Here is a 14,904-nt window from a genome sequence, read left to right as displayed (position 1 = left end):
TGTGACGGATCGACTGCTCCTGTTCGCCGATGGTGGTGAACAGGCCATCCAGGGTCTTCGCGGTCACGTAGTCGTCCAGGTCCAGCGGACTGCCGCCCTTGTTCGACTTGCCCGACTTGCCGCCGAATGCACCTAGCGCGCTGCCCAGTTCGCCGCCCATGCCGCCGGCGGTGAACGATTTGTACTTCTGGGTGACGCCGACGCTGTCGGTGGCCTTGGCCACGATCGGATGGATGCGCGCGGTCAACGCATCGCCGGCGACGCGGCGGAAGAAGTCGGTGGCCGCATGGTCGCCGCCGGCGAGGATGCCGCGTGCGTCATCCAGGGTCATCTTGCGGATCGCATCGCCGAAGATCTCGGCCACCTGCGGCACCGCCTTCTCCGCAGCCCGGTTCATGCTCAGCTCGAACGCATCGACCTTGGCGCCCTGCCCCAGCTGGCGCGCCAGCTTGCTGGCCTGCTCCAGTTTGCCCGGCAGCGGAATGCGCACCTTGCTGTTGTTCCAGAAGCCGCCGTCGCGGCCCAGGCTGTTGATCGCGTTGGTGGTGCCTTTGGCCAACGCCTCCTTGAGTCCGGCGGCGATGTCGCTGTTCGGCAAATTGCTGCCGAGCTGCGATGCATTGGACGCATGCGTCGACTGCTTGACCTTGTTCAGCAGGTCCTTGAACTGGCCCGAGCCGGCGGCCGCAAGCGGTAGCGCGGCGACCGTGAGGGCAAGGCTCAGCAAACCACAGCGAATCGCGGTGCGCATGACGAATTCCCTGGAGTCGGGGGCGGCCAGTGTAGCGCCACCGCCTCGTCACGGCGTGATGACACGGACCGCGCTATTCGACCAATGGCTAATGCCGGTTGACCGCTTTTGGGATTGACCATCGCCACTGGCAGGACGACCCTTGCGGCATTGCCCAGGAGAGCCCGCCCATGCAATCCGCCGTCATACCCAAACCCAGTCCGGCCAGCAAGATATTGTGGGTCGCCATCGCCATCGTCGGCGCGTTCTGCCTGGGTGTGGTCGCGCTGCGACGAGGCGAGCCGATCAATGCGATCTGGCTGGTCGCCGCGTCGATCGCCATCTTCGTGATCGGCTACCGCTTCTACGGCAAATTCGTCGAACACTCGGTACTGAAGCTGGACCCGACCCGCGCGCCGCCGTCCGTGCTGCGCAACGACGGCCTGGATTACGTGCCCACCGACAAGTGGGTAGTGTTCGGTCACCATTTCGCCGCGATCGCCGGCGCCGGCCCGCTGGTGGGCCCGGTACTGGCAGCGCAGATGGGTTACCTGCCCGGCACGATCTGGATCCTGTTCGGCGTGGTGTTTGCCGGTGCGGTGCAGGATTTCATGATCCTCGGCCTGTCGCTGCGCCGCGACGCCCGTTCGCTCGGCCACATGCTGCGCGAGGAGCTGGGGCCGGTGCCGGGCCTGGTGGCGATGATCGGCGTGCTGGTGCTGATGATGATCGTGCTGGCGGTGCTGGCGCTGGTGGTGGTCAAGGCGCTCACGCACAGCCCGTGGGGCACGTTCACCGTGGCCGCCACCATCCCGATCGCGCTGCTGATGGGCGGCTATCTGCGCTGGTTCCGCCCGGGCCGCATCCTGGAAGTGTCGCTCATCGGCCTGGTGCTGCTGCTGGCCTCGATCTGGTTCGGCAAGCATGTGGCCGACTCCGCCACGCTGTCGCCGCTGTTCGACTTCGACGCCAAGGCGCTGGCCTGGCTGCTGATCGCCTACGGCTCCTGCGCTTCGGTGCTGCCGGTGTGGCTGCTGCTGGCACCGCGCGATTACCTCAGTACCTTCCTCAAGATCGGCACCATCGCGCTGCTCGCGCTGGCGATCTTCCTGTCCGCGCCGACCTTGCAATTGCCGGCGGTGACCAAGTTCATCGACGGTACCGGCCCGGTATTCGCCGGCAACCTGTTCCCGTTCCTGTTCATCACCATCGCCTGCGGCGCGGTGTCCGGCTGGCATTCGATCATCGCCTCCGGCACCACGCCCAAGCTGCTCGCCAACGAAGGCCAGGCGCGCATGGTCGGCTACGGCGGCATGCTGATGGAAGCCTTCGTGGCGATCATGGCGCTGGTCGCCGCCGCCTCGCTGCACCCGGGCGTGTACTTCGCGATGAACTCGCCGGGCGCGATCGTCGGCACCACCGTGCAGGAAGCGGCCACCACGATCAGCCAGTGGGGCTTCGTGGTGACCCCGGACGAACTGCTGCAGACCGCGAAGGACATTGGCGAGGGCAGCATCCTCGGCCGCGCCGGCGGCGCGCCGACGCTGGCCGTGGGCATGGCCCAGCTGCTGCACAACATCCTTCCCGGCGGCGGCATGATGGCGTTCTGGTACCACTACGCGATTCTGTTCGAGGCGCTGTTCATCCTCACCACGGTGGACGCCGGCACCCGCGTGGGCCGCTTCATGATCCAGGAGATCGCCGGCCTGATCCACAAGCCGCTGCAGGAAACCGAATCGTGGACCGGCAACCTGCTGGCCACCGCGATCTGCGTGGCGCTGTGGGGCTACTTCCTGTACCAGGGCGCGGTCGACCCGCTCGGCGGTATCAACACCTTGTGGCCACTGTTCGGCATCGCCAACCAGATGCTCGCCGCGATCGCGCTGATGTTGGCCACGGTGGTGGTGGTGAAGCTCAAGCGCGAGCGCTACGTGTGGGTACCGGGTCTCCCCGCGTTGTGGCTGATCGTCTGCACGCTCACCGCCGGTTTCGAAAAACTGGTCGGTCCGATCAGCTTCACCGCGGCCGCGAACAAGTACTCGGCCGCGATGCAGCAGGGCCAGCTGATGGCGCCGGCCAAGTCGGCGGCGGAGATGCAGCGGATCGTCACCAACAACTACGTGGACATGGTGATGACCGGCCTGTTCATGGCGCTGGTGGTGGCGATGGTGCTGTTCTGCCTGCGCGCGCTGGTCAAGGCCTGGCAGACCAACCACCCGACCGCGCACGAAGAACCGTACGTGGCGCTGAGCAGCGTGGCCGGCTGAGGACGACGTGATGAACACGACCCTCCAGTCCGTGTGCAAGTGGGCGGTGCAAACCGCCCGCCTGTGCTGCGGCGTGCCCGACTACGACGTCTACGTGAAGCACCTGCGCGAACATCATCCCGAGCGCAAGGTGCCCAGCTACGGCGAGTTCTTCCGCGAGCGGCAGGAAGCGCGCTACAAGGGCGGCGGCGGGCGCTGCTGCTGAATGCCCGAAAGCCACTGTCCTTCAGGACGGTGGCGAGAGCAGCGCGGGACCACGCCCCACGCAAACACGGCTCACGGCTTGCGCGCCACGATGATCTGACTGATCGGCATGAACTCGTCCAGTTGCTGCTTGAGCTGGTGGCCCTGCGGCATGTCCAGCAGGGCTTGCCAGGCGGCGGTCCAGTGATCGAGCACCGGGTGCGCCGGGTCGTACAGCTCCACCTCGCAACCCCAGAACAGTGCCCACCAGATCGACCAGAAGAATCCGTGCTGGGTGTGCTCCATCACCACCAGGCCGGCCTCGCGGACCCACCGCGCCAACTCGTCGCGAGCGATCACCCGCACGGCGCCACCGGGTTGCCCGCGGTACGGCGGCGGCAACACTTTTTCCTGCAAGCCCTCCTGCAGCGCGCCGGGTACGCTGAGCAGGTAGAGGGCGCCCGAAGCACCGACCCGGAACAGCTCGGCCAACATTTTTTGCGGGTCATCGACGTGCTGCAACACCTCGGTGCAGATCACCCGCGTGGCCATGCCGTCGTCCAGCGGCAAGGGGTTCGCGTCGCTAACCAGCGCCGTGGGCGTGCCGCTGCCTTCGACGCTCAGCCGCGCATGCACTTCGCGGATCACCTGCGGCTCCCGGTCGATGGCGTAGACGTGCGCTCCGCGACGCGCACAGAACACGCTGTTGACGCCGGCGCCACAGCCGACATCCACCACCACGTCATCGGTACCGATCGGCATGCCGCGGAACAATTCGCCGGTGTCCTCGCGATACCAGCCGCCGAGTTTCGCGTCACGCAGGCCAACGATCGACGGACCATGCGACTGGTCGCCGGCACGCGGCATGGACTCGTCCGAGGCAGGTGCAACTGTGGCAGGGTGCTCGATACGGTGGGACATGGCTGACCTCTGAAGCAGGAAACGGGCAAATCGGGAGCGGGCTCACTTTCCGATCTTCGCGAGTGAACCCGGCTCGCCCACTCCATGCGCATAGTGTGGCAGTTCGATGTGGGGCAACAGGACCGCGGCGGTTTCATTCGCGTCAGCTGCCTGCGCTTTCCCGCTCCCGCTACCGCAGCGTATCGAGTGCGGGCCGGGACGGTTGCCGCCCGTGCAAGGCCATGACGTCCCGCACAAGCCCTTCCATACGGGTTCGGCGACAATACGCGCTGCTCCTCCAGTCACCACCCGATGCCCATTCCCGAATCCACCGCCGGCGCAGTGGCGCCCACGCCCCACCCGCATCACGCCGGCCTGCGTGTCATCGCGGTCTACGAGATCGTCAAGACCGTGTGCCTGGTCCTGGTGGCGATGGCGGCGTTCCATCTCGACCGCCAACAGAACTTCGAACATCTGGTGCACTGGCTGGAGCACCTTTCGCTGGCCGACAGCGACAGCTTGCGCTGGAAGCTGGTCGGCCTGCTGGAGGATTTCGGGCCGAGCCGGTTCGTCGCGGTCGGCGCGGTCGCCCTCGGCTACGCCGTGCTGTTCGGCATCGAAGGCGTCGGCCTGTGGCTGGGCAAGTACTGGGCCGAGTGGTTCACGGTGATCGCCACCGGCTCGCTGGTCCCGCTGGAACTGTATGAGACGCTGCACGGTTTCGGCTGGTTCAAGCTGGCTGCGCTGATCGGCAACGCCGCGATCGTTGTTTACCTGGTGCGTGTCGCGCTGCAGACGCGGACCGCACGGCATGCGTTGAGGCGTCACACCTCGTGATGCACCGCCTCGGCAGGTAGCGCGCCGCGCCGCGGCATCAATTCCACCAGGTACATCGCGGCCAGGATCAGCCCGCCGCCGAGCAGCATGCGCCAGCCGAGCACGTCGCTGCCCAGCAGCACCGCGAACGCGGCGGCGAACACCGGCTCGGTGGTCATCACGATCGCCGCGCGGGTGGCCGGCAGGTGCGACTGCGCCCAGGTCTGCATCAGCATCGCGCCGGCGCCGGCGATCAGCGCCATGTACAGCACCGCGAACCAGGCGCTGCGGTCAGGCGGCAGCACCGGTCCATGCGGCGCGGTAGCGAGCAGGCAGACCAGCGCGATCGCCACCATCTGCACCGCCGACAGGCCGAACGCTTCGCCCTGTCGCGACCACTGGCCGAGCAGCACGATGTGCAGCGCGTACAGCGCGGCCGACGCGAGGGTCAGCCACACGCCCAGGTCGATCGAGACGCCGTTCAACGACAGCAGCGCCAGCCCGGCGGTAGACAGCAGCACGGCCAGCCACACCACGCCGGCCATGTGCTGACGCAACAGCAGCAGCGCCAGGATCGGCGTGAAGACCACATACATGCCGGTAGCGAAACCGCTGACGCTCGGCGAAATCAGCGACAGACCCCAGGTCTGCAGCAGCTGGCCGGTGCCGTAGATCAGGCCGAGCAGCAGGCCGCGCAGCACCTGCCGGCGACCCAGCCGCCACACCGGTCGGGCGAACAGCGCCAGCATCACCACGGCGGCGATCACGAAACGCACGGCCAGGAAATCCGCCACCGGCATGCGCCCGACCACGTCCTTGATCAGCACGAAGGTGGAACCCCATACCGCAGTCATGGCGATCAGGCCGAGCGTGGCAAGGGTAGCGAGAGCGCGGGGACTGGACATGGTGACGGGCGAAACCGGAAGCGGAAAGGTGGACAGTGCGGCAAACCCGCCGCACGGTGCAACACGTCTCGGCAACGCCGGCAACGTGATGCGTCCGCGCTATTCGCTTCCGGTCGCGCGCTGCGCGCCGCGCTTCCTCGGCAATCGCCACAGCTGGCCCGGGATCTGCAGCAGGAAATGCGCCCAGATGCCCAGCCACACCACACCCGCCGTCAGCGGATTGCGGGCGGCCGGATCGTGCTTGCGGAACCAGCGCCACATGCCGCGATGCTTGTGGCGGCTGACGAACACCGGGCGGTGCCGGCTGGAACTGCCCTTGCCGTGCTGCACGCGCACGTCGCCGGCCAGCAGCACCTGGTAGCCGAGGTCGCGCACGCGGCGGCACAGGTCCAGGTCTTCGCAGTGCAGGAAGTAGTCTTCGTCGAAGCCGTCGAGGCGCTGGAACATCGCGCGCGGCATCAGCATCACCGCACCCGATACCGCTTCGGCCTCGACCACCTCGGACGGGATCTCCCGCTCGATGTTGATCTTCTCGCCGGGGCGGCCGAGCAGGCTGTTGAGCGAGCGCTGCAGCAGCGGGTCGCGGCGCCACGAAGCGGGATCGGGGCGGCCCTCGGCATCGCACACCACCGCGCCGATCAGGCCAGCCCTGGGCTGGCCGGAAAGCAGGGCCAGCAGGCGCTGCAGGTCACCCTGCTGCAGCAGGCAGTCGGGGTTGAGGATCATCAACGCCTGGCCATGCGCCTGCTTCGCGGCGAGATTCACCGCCGGGCCGAAGCCCAGGTTGCGATAGTTGTAGATCACCTTGAGTCGCGCGTCGTGCGCATGCGCGCGCTCGATCGCCTCGGGCACGCCGTCGTGCGAATTGTTGTCGACCAGGATCAGTTCCAGCGGCAGCGTGCTGGCCAGCACGCCGCGCACGCAGTCACGCAGCGTCGGGCCACTGTCGGCGGACACCACGATCACGCTGAGCGCCAGCGCGAACGGCGAGCGATGGGAAGCAGGAGTAGCCACACGGCAAGTATGCGCGGAGACGCGCGAGGGGAGAACAGTCCGCGGCATCATGACCCGGAATTCGCGGCTCGTCGCGGCTTCACGTTTCTTCCACATCGTCCTCGCCGAGCACCGCCGGCAACGCCAGCGGCATGTCGTCGTCGCGGCGGAGCAGCCACGGTTGCTCGCGATACCAGCCGCCCAGCTGCCAGCCGCGCAGGCGATGCCGCCGCTCGCGCTGGCGATCCCACAGCAGCACGCCGCGGTCGTTGTGCAGGCGTGCGGCAAACCAGCGCCCACCCGGACTGAATGCAGCCGGCGTGCCGACGCCGTCGATGCGCTCGCCGGCTTCAAAGAGGTACGCGCCATCACGGTAAGCCACGCGACCACCCAGCGGATCGACCAGCTCGTCCGTGACGACCTGCCACGCCGGCGGCTGCAGCTCGATGATCTCCGCGGCCGGGCCGATCGGTGCCATCGCCAGCTCGGGCCACTCGGCGGAGGGCGCGGCCGCCGGTGCACGGCGCAGCTCGCGGTCGAGCCACGCCTCCAGGCCGGCCAGCAACGTGTAACCGGCCAGGGCACCCAGCAAGGCCGCGCCCCAGGCGAATGCATCGCCGCCCAGTGCCCGCTGCAGCGCGAACAGCAAACCCGGCAAGCCCCAGCGCAAGGCACGCCGGATCAACACGGCATGCTCGTCGGCGAGCCGGTGCTGCAGCAAGGTCACCACGGCCGCCAGCGCCAGCAGCAACGGCAGGCCGAGCCACCACGGCAACAACGCCAGCAGGACCAGCCAGGCCGCCCGCGCCAGCACGCCACGCCACGCCGGCCAGCGGCGCCGGGCCATCGCTCAGCGCCTCGTTGCGCGGTGGGCGATCAGCCGCACCACACGCGGGCGTTGCGGAACATGCGCATCCACGGTGAATCCTCGCCCCATTGTTCCGGATGCCAGCTCAGCTGCACGCTGCGGAACACGCGCTCGGGGTGCGGCATCATGATCGTCACGCGGCCATCGGCGGCGGTGAAGCCGGCCAGGCCGCCGGGCGAGCCGTTGGTGTTGAGCGGAAAGTTTTCGGTCGGCCTGCCGCGGTTGTCGACGAAGCGTACCGCGCCATTCGACTTCGACGGGCTGCAGGCGTGCGGGAAACTCACCCGGCCTTCGCCGTGCGCCACCGCCACCGGAATCCGCGAGCCGGCCATGCCCTTGAAGAAGATGCTCGACGTGTCGAGGATCTCCAGCGTGGCCAGGCGCGCCTCGTACTGTTCGGACGCGTTGCGCAGGAACTTCGGCCAGTGCTGCGCGCCGGGAATGATCTCCTTCAGCTGCGACAGCATCTGGCAGCCGTTGCACACGCCCAGCGCGAATTTCGTCGGATCGGCGAAGAACGCGGCGAACTGCGCGCGCAGCATGTCGTTGTACAGGATCGAGGTAGCCCAGCCGCGGCCGGCACCGAGCACGTCGCCGTAGGAAAAGCCGCCGCAGGCCGCGAAGCCGCGGAAGTCCGCCAGCCTGATCCGCCCGCTGGCGAGATCGGACATGTGCACGTCCAACGCGTCGAAACCGGCGCGGGTGAACGCGGCCGACATCTCGACCTGGCCGTTGACGCCCTGCTCGCGCAGGATCGCGATACGCGGGCGCGCGCCCTTGCCGATGAACGGCACGGCGACATCCTGCGCCGGATCGAACGTGAGCTTCGGCGTGATGCCCGGATCGGCATCGTCGAGCCGCCATTCCGATTCGGCATCGGCGGTGAGCGGGTTGTCGCGCAGCCGCTGCATCGCGTGGCTGGTCTCGTTCCACGCCTTGAACAGCGTGCTCCAGTGCCACTTGAACAAGGTCTCGTCGCCAAGGAACAGCTTGATGCCAAGCTTCTCCTTCGGCCGCCCGATGCGGTGGCTGATGCCGGCCAGGCCGTGCTTGACCAGCAAGGCCTCGAACGCCTCGCGGTTCGCCTCGGCTACCTGCACCACCGCGCCGAGTTCCTCGTTGAACAGCGCGCGCAAGGTCGCCTCGGCCCAGCCGTCCAGATGGATTTCCAGACCGCAATGGCCGGCGAACGCCATCTCCAGCAAGGTGGTGATGATGCCGCCGTCGGAACGGTCGTGATAGGCCAGCAGCAAGCCACCCGCATTCGCTTCCTGGATCAGCTCGAACAGCGCCTTCAGCCGTTTCGCATCGTCCAGGTTCGGCGGCACGCCGCCCGAGCGATTGAACACCTGGGTCAGCGCCGAACCGCCCAGGCGATCGCGCCCGGCGCCCAGGTCGATCAGCCACAACGCGGAGTCGCCACGATCGAGCTTGAGTTGCGGCGTGAGCGTGCGGCGCACATCGCTGACCCGCGCGAAACCGGTGATCACCAGCGACACCGGCGACACCGTGCGCTGCGCGGTGCCGCCGTCCTGCCACACCGTCTGCATCGACAGCGAGTCCTTGCCGACCGGGATGGAAATCTCCAGCTCCGGGCACAGTTCCATGCCGATCGCCTTGACCGCATCGAACAGCGCGGCATCCTCGCCCGGATGGTTGACCGCGGCCATCCAGTTTGCCGAGAGGCGGATCTCGCCGAGACTGGCGATCGGTGCGGCGGCCAGGTTGGTGATCGCCTCGCCGACCGTCAACCGCGCCGCGTCGGCGCTGCTCAGCAAGGCCACCGGCGCGCGCTCGGCCAGCGCCATCGCCTCGCCGGCATAGCCGTCGAAATCCGCGATGGTCACCGCGCAATCGGCCACCGGCACCTGCCACGGACCGACCATCGGGTCACGCGCATTCAGGCCGCCGACAGTGCGGTCGCCGATGGTGATCAGGAAACTCTTGCTGCCCACGCCAGGCAGCCGCAGCACGCGCAGCAGCGCCTCGTCCATGCCGATGCCGGTAAGGTCCGGCACCAGGTCGATGCGTACCTTCAGCCGCGTGGCGTCGCGATGCATCCGCGGCGGCTTGCCGAACAGCACGTCCATCGGCAGGTCGATCACGGTCAGTCCGCGGCGCGGGTCGGTCAGCACCAGCTGGCGCTCGACCGTGGCGTCGCCGACTACCGCATACGGGCAGCGCTCGCGCTGGCACATCGCCTCGAACTCGGCCAGGTTTTCCGGGCCGATCGCCAGCACGTAGCGTTCCTGCGACTCGTTGCTCCACACCTGCATCGGCGACAGCGAGGGGTCGTCGCAGGGAATCTTCGACAGGTCGATCACGCCGCCGACGCCAGCGTCGTTGAGCAGCTCGGGAATCGCGTTGGACAGGCCGCCGGCGCCGACGTCGTGCACGCTGACGATCGGGTTGTGCTCGCCACGCGCCCAGCAGGCGTCGATCACTTCCTGGCAGCGCCGCTCCATCTCGGCGTTGTCGCGCTGCACCGAGGCGAAGTCCAGTTCCGCGCTCGACGCGCCGCCGGCCACCGACGAGGCCGCGCCGCCGCCCAGCCCGATCAGCATTGCCGGACCGCCCAGCACGATCACCTTGTTGCCCGGTTGCACCGCGTGCTTCAGCACGTGGCCGGGGCGCAGGTTGGCCAGCCCGCCGGCCAGCATGATCGGCTTGTCGTAGCCGCGGCGCAGGCCGGGTTCGGCGCTCTCGTGCTCGTAGCTGCGGAAATAGCCGCCGAGGCAGGCACGGCCGAATTCGTTGTTGAACGCGGCGGCGCCGAGTGGCCCATCGCGCATGATCTCGAACGCGCTGGCCATGCGCGGCGGCAGCGGGCGATCCACTTCCCACGGCCGCGGCAGGCCGGGAATACGCAGGTCGGACACCGAGAAGCCGGTAAGTCCGGCCTTCGGCTTGCCGCCGCGGCCGGTCGCACCCTCGTCGCGGATCTCGCCGCCCGCGCCGGTGGCGGCGCCCGGCCACGGCGCGATCGCGGTGGGATGGTTGTGCGTCTCCACCTTGATCGCGAAGTCGATGCGTTCCTCGTGGCCGCGCCACACGCCATCGGCAGGGTCAGCGAAGAAACGTTTGCCGGTGCTGCCCTCGATCACCGCGGCGTTGTCCGAATACGCGGACAAGGTATGCGCGGGCGAGCGCTGGTGGGTGTGCTTGATCATGCCGAACAGGGTCTTGTCCTGTTCCGCGCCGTCGACCGTCCAGCTGGCGTTGAACACCTTGTGCCGGCAATGCTCGGAGTTCGCCTGGGCGAACATGAAGAGTTCGGCATCGGTGGGATCGCGGCCGAGTTCGGCGTAGCGCTCGGCCAGGTAGTCGATCTCGTCGTCAGCCAGCGCCAGGCCCAGCCGCAGGTTCGCCGCGGCCAGTGCGGCCTGCGGGTCGGCGCCAAGCACCACGTGCACCAGGTCGCCGGGTGAGCCGGCCAGGAACAGCCCTTGCGCGTCCTCGATCCGCTGCAGCACCGACTGCGTCATCGCGTCGTGCAGCACCGCCATGATCGGTGCATGGTCCGGCGCCTCGGCCGGCGGCAGGCCAGCCACCTGCCAGGCCAGCCCGCGTTCCACCCGACGTACGTCGAAACCGGCGCCATGCAGGATGTCGGTGGCCTTGCTCGACCACGGCGAGATCGTGCCCAGCCGCGGCACCACCCACAGCGTGGCCGGCTCGGGCAGCGCATCCTTCGCCTCCAGCACGGCCAGCAGCCGTTCGCGCAGCGCACCCTCGGGCGCCACTTCGGCATCGATGAAGTAGACGAACCACGACGCCTGCACGCGCACGCCGCGATGCAAGGCATCCAGGCGGGCATTGAGGCGTTCGAGGCGGAACGGCGAGAGGGCGTTCTGCCCGTCGAGTGCGATCATGCGGGGAACGGCGCTATGCGAAGGAAACGCCCATTCTAACCCATGCTGCAATACGGCATAAGCCAAGGCCGGAAGCCTGCCTTGCGTTCCGCTCCTTGCCTCGACCAGGAGGGAGTGCGGGCAGCCTCAACCGCCCTGCCGCAGAGCCTGCAACAGCTGTTCCGGAGTCACATAGCCGCCCAGCACCCGGCCATCCGGGCCGTAGATCGCCGGGGTGCCGTTGACGCCCAGCTTCACGCCCAGGTTGAACTGGTCCTTGACCGGATTGGCGCAGGTCGCCGGTGCCGGTGCATGACCTTCCTTCGCGGCGGTGAATGCCGCCTTGCGGTCCTTCGCGCACCACACCGAGACCATCTCGGTATAGGTCGGCGTGGGCCGCCCGGCGGTGGTCACCAGGCCTTCGCGCGGCCATGCCAGGTACTCCACCGCGACGCCTTCCTTGTTGAACGCGGCCACGTGCTCGTGCAGCGCGCGGCAGAAGCCGCAGTTGACGTCGGTGAACACGGTGATCGTGTACTTCGGGTTCGGCGGCGCGAACACGATGCGCTCGGACGCCGGCACCTTGGCCAGCTCGGCCTTGCGGAAGCGCGCCCAGGCGTCGTCGCTGACGTTCTGCTTGCGGCTCAGGTCAATCACGTCGCCGTGCATCGCGTACTTGCCGTCAGTGCTGACGTAGAGCATCTGGCCGGCGGCAATCACCTGGTAGAAGCCCGGTATCGGCGCCGGCTCGATCGAATCGACCTGGACATTCGCCGCCAGGCTCTTGATCGCCTGCCGCACCATCTGCTGTGCCGCGGGCGTCACCGCCGGGCTGGCGGCCGGCGCCGCATCGTTTTCGGCAGCACAGGCAGCCAGGGAAAGCCCGCCGATGCACAGCGCCAGCAACAGTTTCTTCAACATCACCAACCTCGTTCGATCCATGGCCGGCGCGTTCGCCGACTGCAGACACGCATTCTCGCACAGGCCGCTGAACGCCATTCGAGGCGCAGTGCCGCAGAACCCGATGATCAGGACCCCGGTCCAATGGTAGATTTCCGCAAAGCAGCTGCCCGGAACGGCCCGGCGGAACGGCCTGGCCGCGCACGACCTCTCTCACAGTTTGAATCGCTCGGCGGAACCCTCGTGATCATTTGTGCTCCCAACGTGCTGACCCCCGAAGAACTCGGCGTGATACGCAGCGAACTCCAGGACGCCGCGTTCGTTGACGGCGCCAGCACTGCCGGCTGGTCGGCGCGGGAGGTCAAGAAGAATCTGCAGGTCGACATCAACACCGAAAGCCAGGCCCGGCTGCGGGACATCGTGCGCAACGCCTTTCTGCGCAACGCGATGCTGCAGGCGTCGATTCTGCCGTCCGCCATGACGCAGGTGATGTTCAATCGCTACGACGTCGGCATGCAGTATGGCCGGCACGTCGACGCCCCCGTGATGGGTGGCCTGGGCAGCGCGGTGCGCACCGACGTGGCCATCACGATCTTCCTGTCTGACGCCAAGAGCTACGTCGGCGGCGACCTGATGGTGGAGAGCAATGGCGTGGAGTACGGCTTCAAGCTGGCCGCCGGCTCCGCCATCGCCTATCCGGCCAATTCCCTGCACCACGTCACCCCGGTGACCCAGGGCGCACGCCATGCCGCGATCATCTGGGTGCAGAGCCAGGTGCGCGACAGCGCCAAACGCGAGCTGCTGTGGGACCTGGACAACGCGAAACGGCAGATCTTCGGCCGCGAGGGCAAAAGCCCCACGTTCGACGCCGTCAGCAAGTCGCACGCGAACCTGCTGCGCATGTGGGCGGACGTGTAAGGCGCCCACTCGCGTCACCACGCCCCCGCGCCTATCGAGAGAGACAGGAGGCCATCATTCGCCGAGGCTTCGTCACCCGCGCGGATGATGCTGCGCATGCAGCCGCTTCAGGCCTTCCTTTGCCACCAGGGTGTAGATCTGCGTGGTGCTGAGCGAGCTGTGGCCAAGCAGCATCTGCAGGGCGCGCAGGTCGGCGCCGTGGTTCAGCAGGTGGGTGGCGAAGGAGTGCCGCAGCACGTGCGGCGAGATGCGTTTCGGGTTGATCCCGACCTTCAGCGCGTAGCGCTTCACCAGGGTCCAGAACATCTGCCGGGTCATGCCTTCGCCGCGCTTGCTCAGGAACAATGCCGTCGGCTGGCGGCCCTTCGCCAACGCCGGCTGCGCGTCGGCCAGGTAGGCGCCGATGCGTGCCAGCGCTTCCTCGCCGACCGGCACCAAGCGGTCCTTGCCGCCCTTGCCGGTGACGCGCAGCACGCCCTGACGCGGGTTCAGCGCGGCCAGCGGCAACTCCACCAACTCGGACACGCGCAGGCCGGAGGCATACATCAGCTCCAGCATCGCGCGATCGCGCAGGCCCAGCATGGTGCCGGTGTCGGGCGCGCCGAGCAGGCCCTCGATTTCGCGTTCGGCCAGCGCCTTGGGCAGGCTGCGTGGCAGCTTCGGGCGCTCGATCAGCAGGGTGGGATCGGCGAAGCCCGGCTCACTGCGGGCGAGGAACGCGTAGTAGCGACGGAACGCCGACTGCCGTCGCGCGATCGAGCGCACCGCCACCGACTGCGCGCCGTGATATGCGGAAATGTCCTCGCGCCGTGCCATGCGCAGATTGCGCCCGCGCGTGGCCAGCCAACCGGCCAGCGCCTCGAGGTCGCGTCGATACGCCTCCAGCGTGCGGTCGGCCAGGCCGTCCTCCGACCACACCCGTTCCACGAACGTGCTTATGCTCAGCTGGTCGGCTTCGGCGATACTTGCGCGGCTTTCTTCCTTTCCCATGCGCACGATGCTGGCCATTGCGCGCGCACTACGCAAGCGACCGACCCAGCATGCCCGTGAACCTCGCCACCACCGACATTCCCTGCCCCCTGTGGCGCCGCCTGCTGGCGCTGGCCTACGACCTGCTGATCGTGGTGGCGATCGTGATGGTGGTGGGCCTGCTGTGCCAGCTCGCCACCAGCGGCAAGCTGATCCGCACCGGCGCGACGACGGTGGTGCCGATCTGGTACCAGGCGCTGCAAGGCGCGGTGGTGGCGGCGTACTTCATCAGCTCGTGGCGACGCGGCGGGCAGACGCTGGGCATGCGGCCGTGGCGCATCCGGGTTACCCGCGACGACGGCGGCACGCCGACGCTGCAGCAGGCGCTGATCCGTGTGCTGGTGGCGGCCGCGCCGATGGTGTTGCTGTTGCTGGCGCCGGTGCTCGGGCTGCACGCAACACTGTGGACGCTGCTGGCGGTGTGGGCCGGCTGGTTCGCCGTGGCCGTGTTCGATCCGCGCCGGCGTGCACTGCACGACATCGCGGCTGGCACCGAGGTCCGCCGGCTGGACTGAGCTTCACACTTCGCTCAGCGCATCCGCGG

General features: G+C 68.1%; 13 protein-coding genes. 5 read left to right on the top strand and 8 right to left on the bottom strand.

Translation table 11 applies throughout. From position 1 onward, the window contains the following. On the bottom strand, window positions 1-751 hold a 751-nt coding region (locus ABD024_RS03720), incomplete at its 3' end, for a DUF4197 domain-containing protein (protein WP_343849818.1). A gap of 170 nt (window positions 752-921) precedes the next feature. Between ABD024_RS03720 and ABD024_RS03715 the strand changes: the two genes are divergently transcribed. Together ABD024_RS03715 and ABD024_RS03710 are read left to right on the top strand one after the other, a co-directional pair. Next, window positions 922-2,997, top strand: a complete 2,076-nt coding sequence (locus ABD024_RS03715; protein ID WP_343849816.1) for a carbon starvation CstA family protein — start codon at window positions 922-924, stop codon at window positions 2,995-2,997. A gap of 10 nt (window positions 2,998-3,007) precedes the next feature. Beyond that, on the top strand, window positions 3,008-3,202 hold the full coding sequence (locus ABD024_RS03710) for a YbdD/YjiX family protein (protein ID WP_343849814.1): 195 nt from the start codon (window positions 3,008-3,010) through the stop codon (window positions 3,200-3,202). Between the two features lie 71 nt (window positions 3,203-3,273). On the opposite strand, the gene ABD024_RS03705 is transcribed toward ABD024_RS03710, so the two are convergent. After that, entirely contained in the window at window positions 3,274-4,047 is a 774-nt protein-coding gene (locus tag ABD024_RS03705) for a class I SAM-dependent methyltransferase (protein ID WP_343849812.1), read from the bottom strand. Between the two features lie 345 nt (window positions 4,048-4,392). Here ABD024_RS03705 and ABD024_RS03700 point away from each other — a divergent pair, with 345 nt between their 5' ends. Further along, window positions 4,393-4,917 carry a DUF2127 domain-containing protein gene (locus ABD024_RS03700; RefSeq protein ID WP_343849810.1) on the top strand — a complete coding sequence of 175 codons (525 nt, stop codon included), beginning with the start codon at window positions 4,393-4,395 and terminating at the stop codon, window positions 4,915-4,917. Here ABD024_RS03700 and ABD024_RS03695 read toward each other — a convergent pair. The 5 genes from ABD024_RS03695 to ABD024_RS03675 form a co-directional block, all read right to left on the bottom strand. Then, window positions 4,905-5,801, bottom strand: coding sequence for a DMT family transporter (locus tag ABD024_RS03695; protein ID WP_343849808.1), 897 nt, complete (start codon window positions 5,799-5,801; stop codon window positions 4,905-4,907). The genes ABD024_RS03700 and ABD024_RS03695 overlap by 13 nt on opposite strands. Window positions 5,802-5,900: 99 nt before the next feature. Further along, window positions 5,901-6,815: a glycosyltransferase family 2 protein gene (locus ABD024_RS03690; protein WP_343849806.1), complete on the bottom strand. Its 915-nt coding sequence runs from the start codon at window positions 6,813-6,815 to the stop codon at window positions 5,901-5,903. A gap of 79 nt (window positions 6,816-6,894) precedes the next feature. After that, window positions 6,895-7,641, bottom strand: coding sequence for a hypothetical protein (locus tag ABD024_RS03685; RefSeq protein WP_343849804.1), 747 nt, complete (start codon window positions 7,639-7,641; stop codon window positions 6,895-6,897). A 29-nt stretch (window positions 7,642-7,670) separates the two neighbouring features. After that, on the bottom strand, window positions 7,671-11,534 hold the full coding sequence (purL, locus tag ABD024_RS03680; RefSeq protein WP_343849802.1) for a phosphoribosylformylglycinamidine synthase: 3,864 nt from the start codon (window positions 11,532-11,534) through the stop codon (window positions 7,671-7,673). A 126-nt stretch (window positions 11,535-11,660) separates the two neighbouring features. Then, on the bottom strand, window positions 11,661-12,431 hold the full coding sequence (locus ABD024_RS03675; protein ID WP_343854480.1) for a DsbC family protein: 771 nt from the start codon (window positions 12,429-12,431) through the stop codon (window positions 11,661-11,663). A 126-nt stretch (window positions 12,432-12,557) separates the two neighbouring features. Between ABD024_RS03675 and ABD024_RS03670 the strand changes: the two genes are divergently transcribed. After that, a complete protein-coding gene (locus ABD024_RS03670; RefSeq protein WP_343849800.1) occupies window positions 12,558-13,331 on the top strand; it encodes a Fe2+-dependent dioxygenase in 774 nt (257 codons plus the stop codon). A gap of 72 nt (window positions 13,332-13,403) precedes the next feature. On the opposite strand, the gene xerD is transcribed toward ABD024_RS03670, so the two are convergent. Continuing rightward, window positions 13,404-14,321: a site-specific tyrosine recombinase XerD gene (xerD, locus tag ABD024_RS03665; protein WP_343849798.1), complete on the bottom strand. Its 918-nt coding sequence runs from the start codon at window positions 14,319-14,321 to the stop codon at window positions 13,404-13,406. Window positions 14,322-14,371: 50 nt separating this feature from the next. Here xerD and ABD024_RS03660 point away from each other — a divergent pair, with 50 nt between their 5' ends. Further along, a complete protein-coding gene (locus ABD024_RS03660) occupies window positions 14,372-14,875 on the top strand; it encodes an RDD family protein (protein WP_343849796.1) in 504 nt (167 codons plus the stop codon). The last annotated feature ends 29 nt before the right edge of the window (window positions 14,876-14,904 follow it).

This window comes from Rhodanobacter soli (assembly GCF_039523495.1).
Taxonomy (GTDB): Bacteria; Pseudomonadota; Gammaproteobacteria; order Xanthomonadales; family Rhodanobacteraceae; genus Rhodanobacter; species Rhodanobacter soli.
This window is presented reverse-complemented; position numbering and strand designations above follow the sequence as displayed.

Bases quoted from the DNA above. Each gene is read 5' to 3' on its own strand.
- ABD024_RS03715 (WP_343849816.1), top strand. From the start codon at position 922: ATGCAATCCGCCGTCATACCCAAACCCAGTCCGGCCAGCAAGATATTG.
- ABD024_RS03710 (WP_343849814.1), top strand. From the start codon at position 3,008: ATGAACACGACCCTCCAGTCCGTGTGCAAGTGGGCGGTGCAAACCGCC.
- ABD024_RS03705 (WP_343849812.1), bottom strand. From the start codon at position 4,047: ATGCCGCGTGCCGGCGACCAGTCGCATGGTCCGTCGATCGTTGGCCTG.
- ABD024_RS03700 (WP_343849810.1), top strand. From the start codon at position 4,393: ATGCCCATTCCCGAATCCACCGCCGGCGCAGTGGCGCCCACGCCCCAC.
- ABD024_RS03695 (WP_343849808.1), bottom strand. From the start codon at position 5,801: ATGTCCAGTCCCCGCGCTCTCGCTACCCTTGCCACGCTCGGCCTGATC.
- ABD024_RS03685 (WP_343849804.1), bottom strand. From the start codon at position 7,641: ATGGCCCGGCGCCGCTGGCCGGCGTGGCGTGGCGTGCTGGCGCGGGCG.
- purL (WP_343849802.1), bottom strand. From the start codon at position 11,534: ATGATCGCACTCGACGGGCAGAACGCCCTCTCGCCGTTCCGCCTCGAA.
- ABD024_RS03670 (WP_343849800.1), top strand. From the start codon at position 12,558: ATGGTAGATTTCCGCAAAGCAGCTGCCCGGAACGGCCCGGCGGAACGG.
- xerD (WP_343849798.1), bottom strand. From the start codon at position 14,321: ATGGGAAAGGAAGAAAGCCGCGCAAGTATCGCCGAAGCCGACCAGCTG.
- ABD024_RS03660 (WP_343849796.1), top strand. From the start codon at position 14,372: ATGCCCGTGAACCTCGCCACCACCGACATTCCCTGCCCCCTGTGGCGC.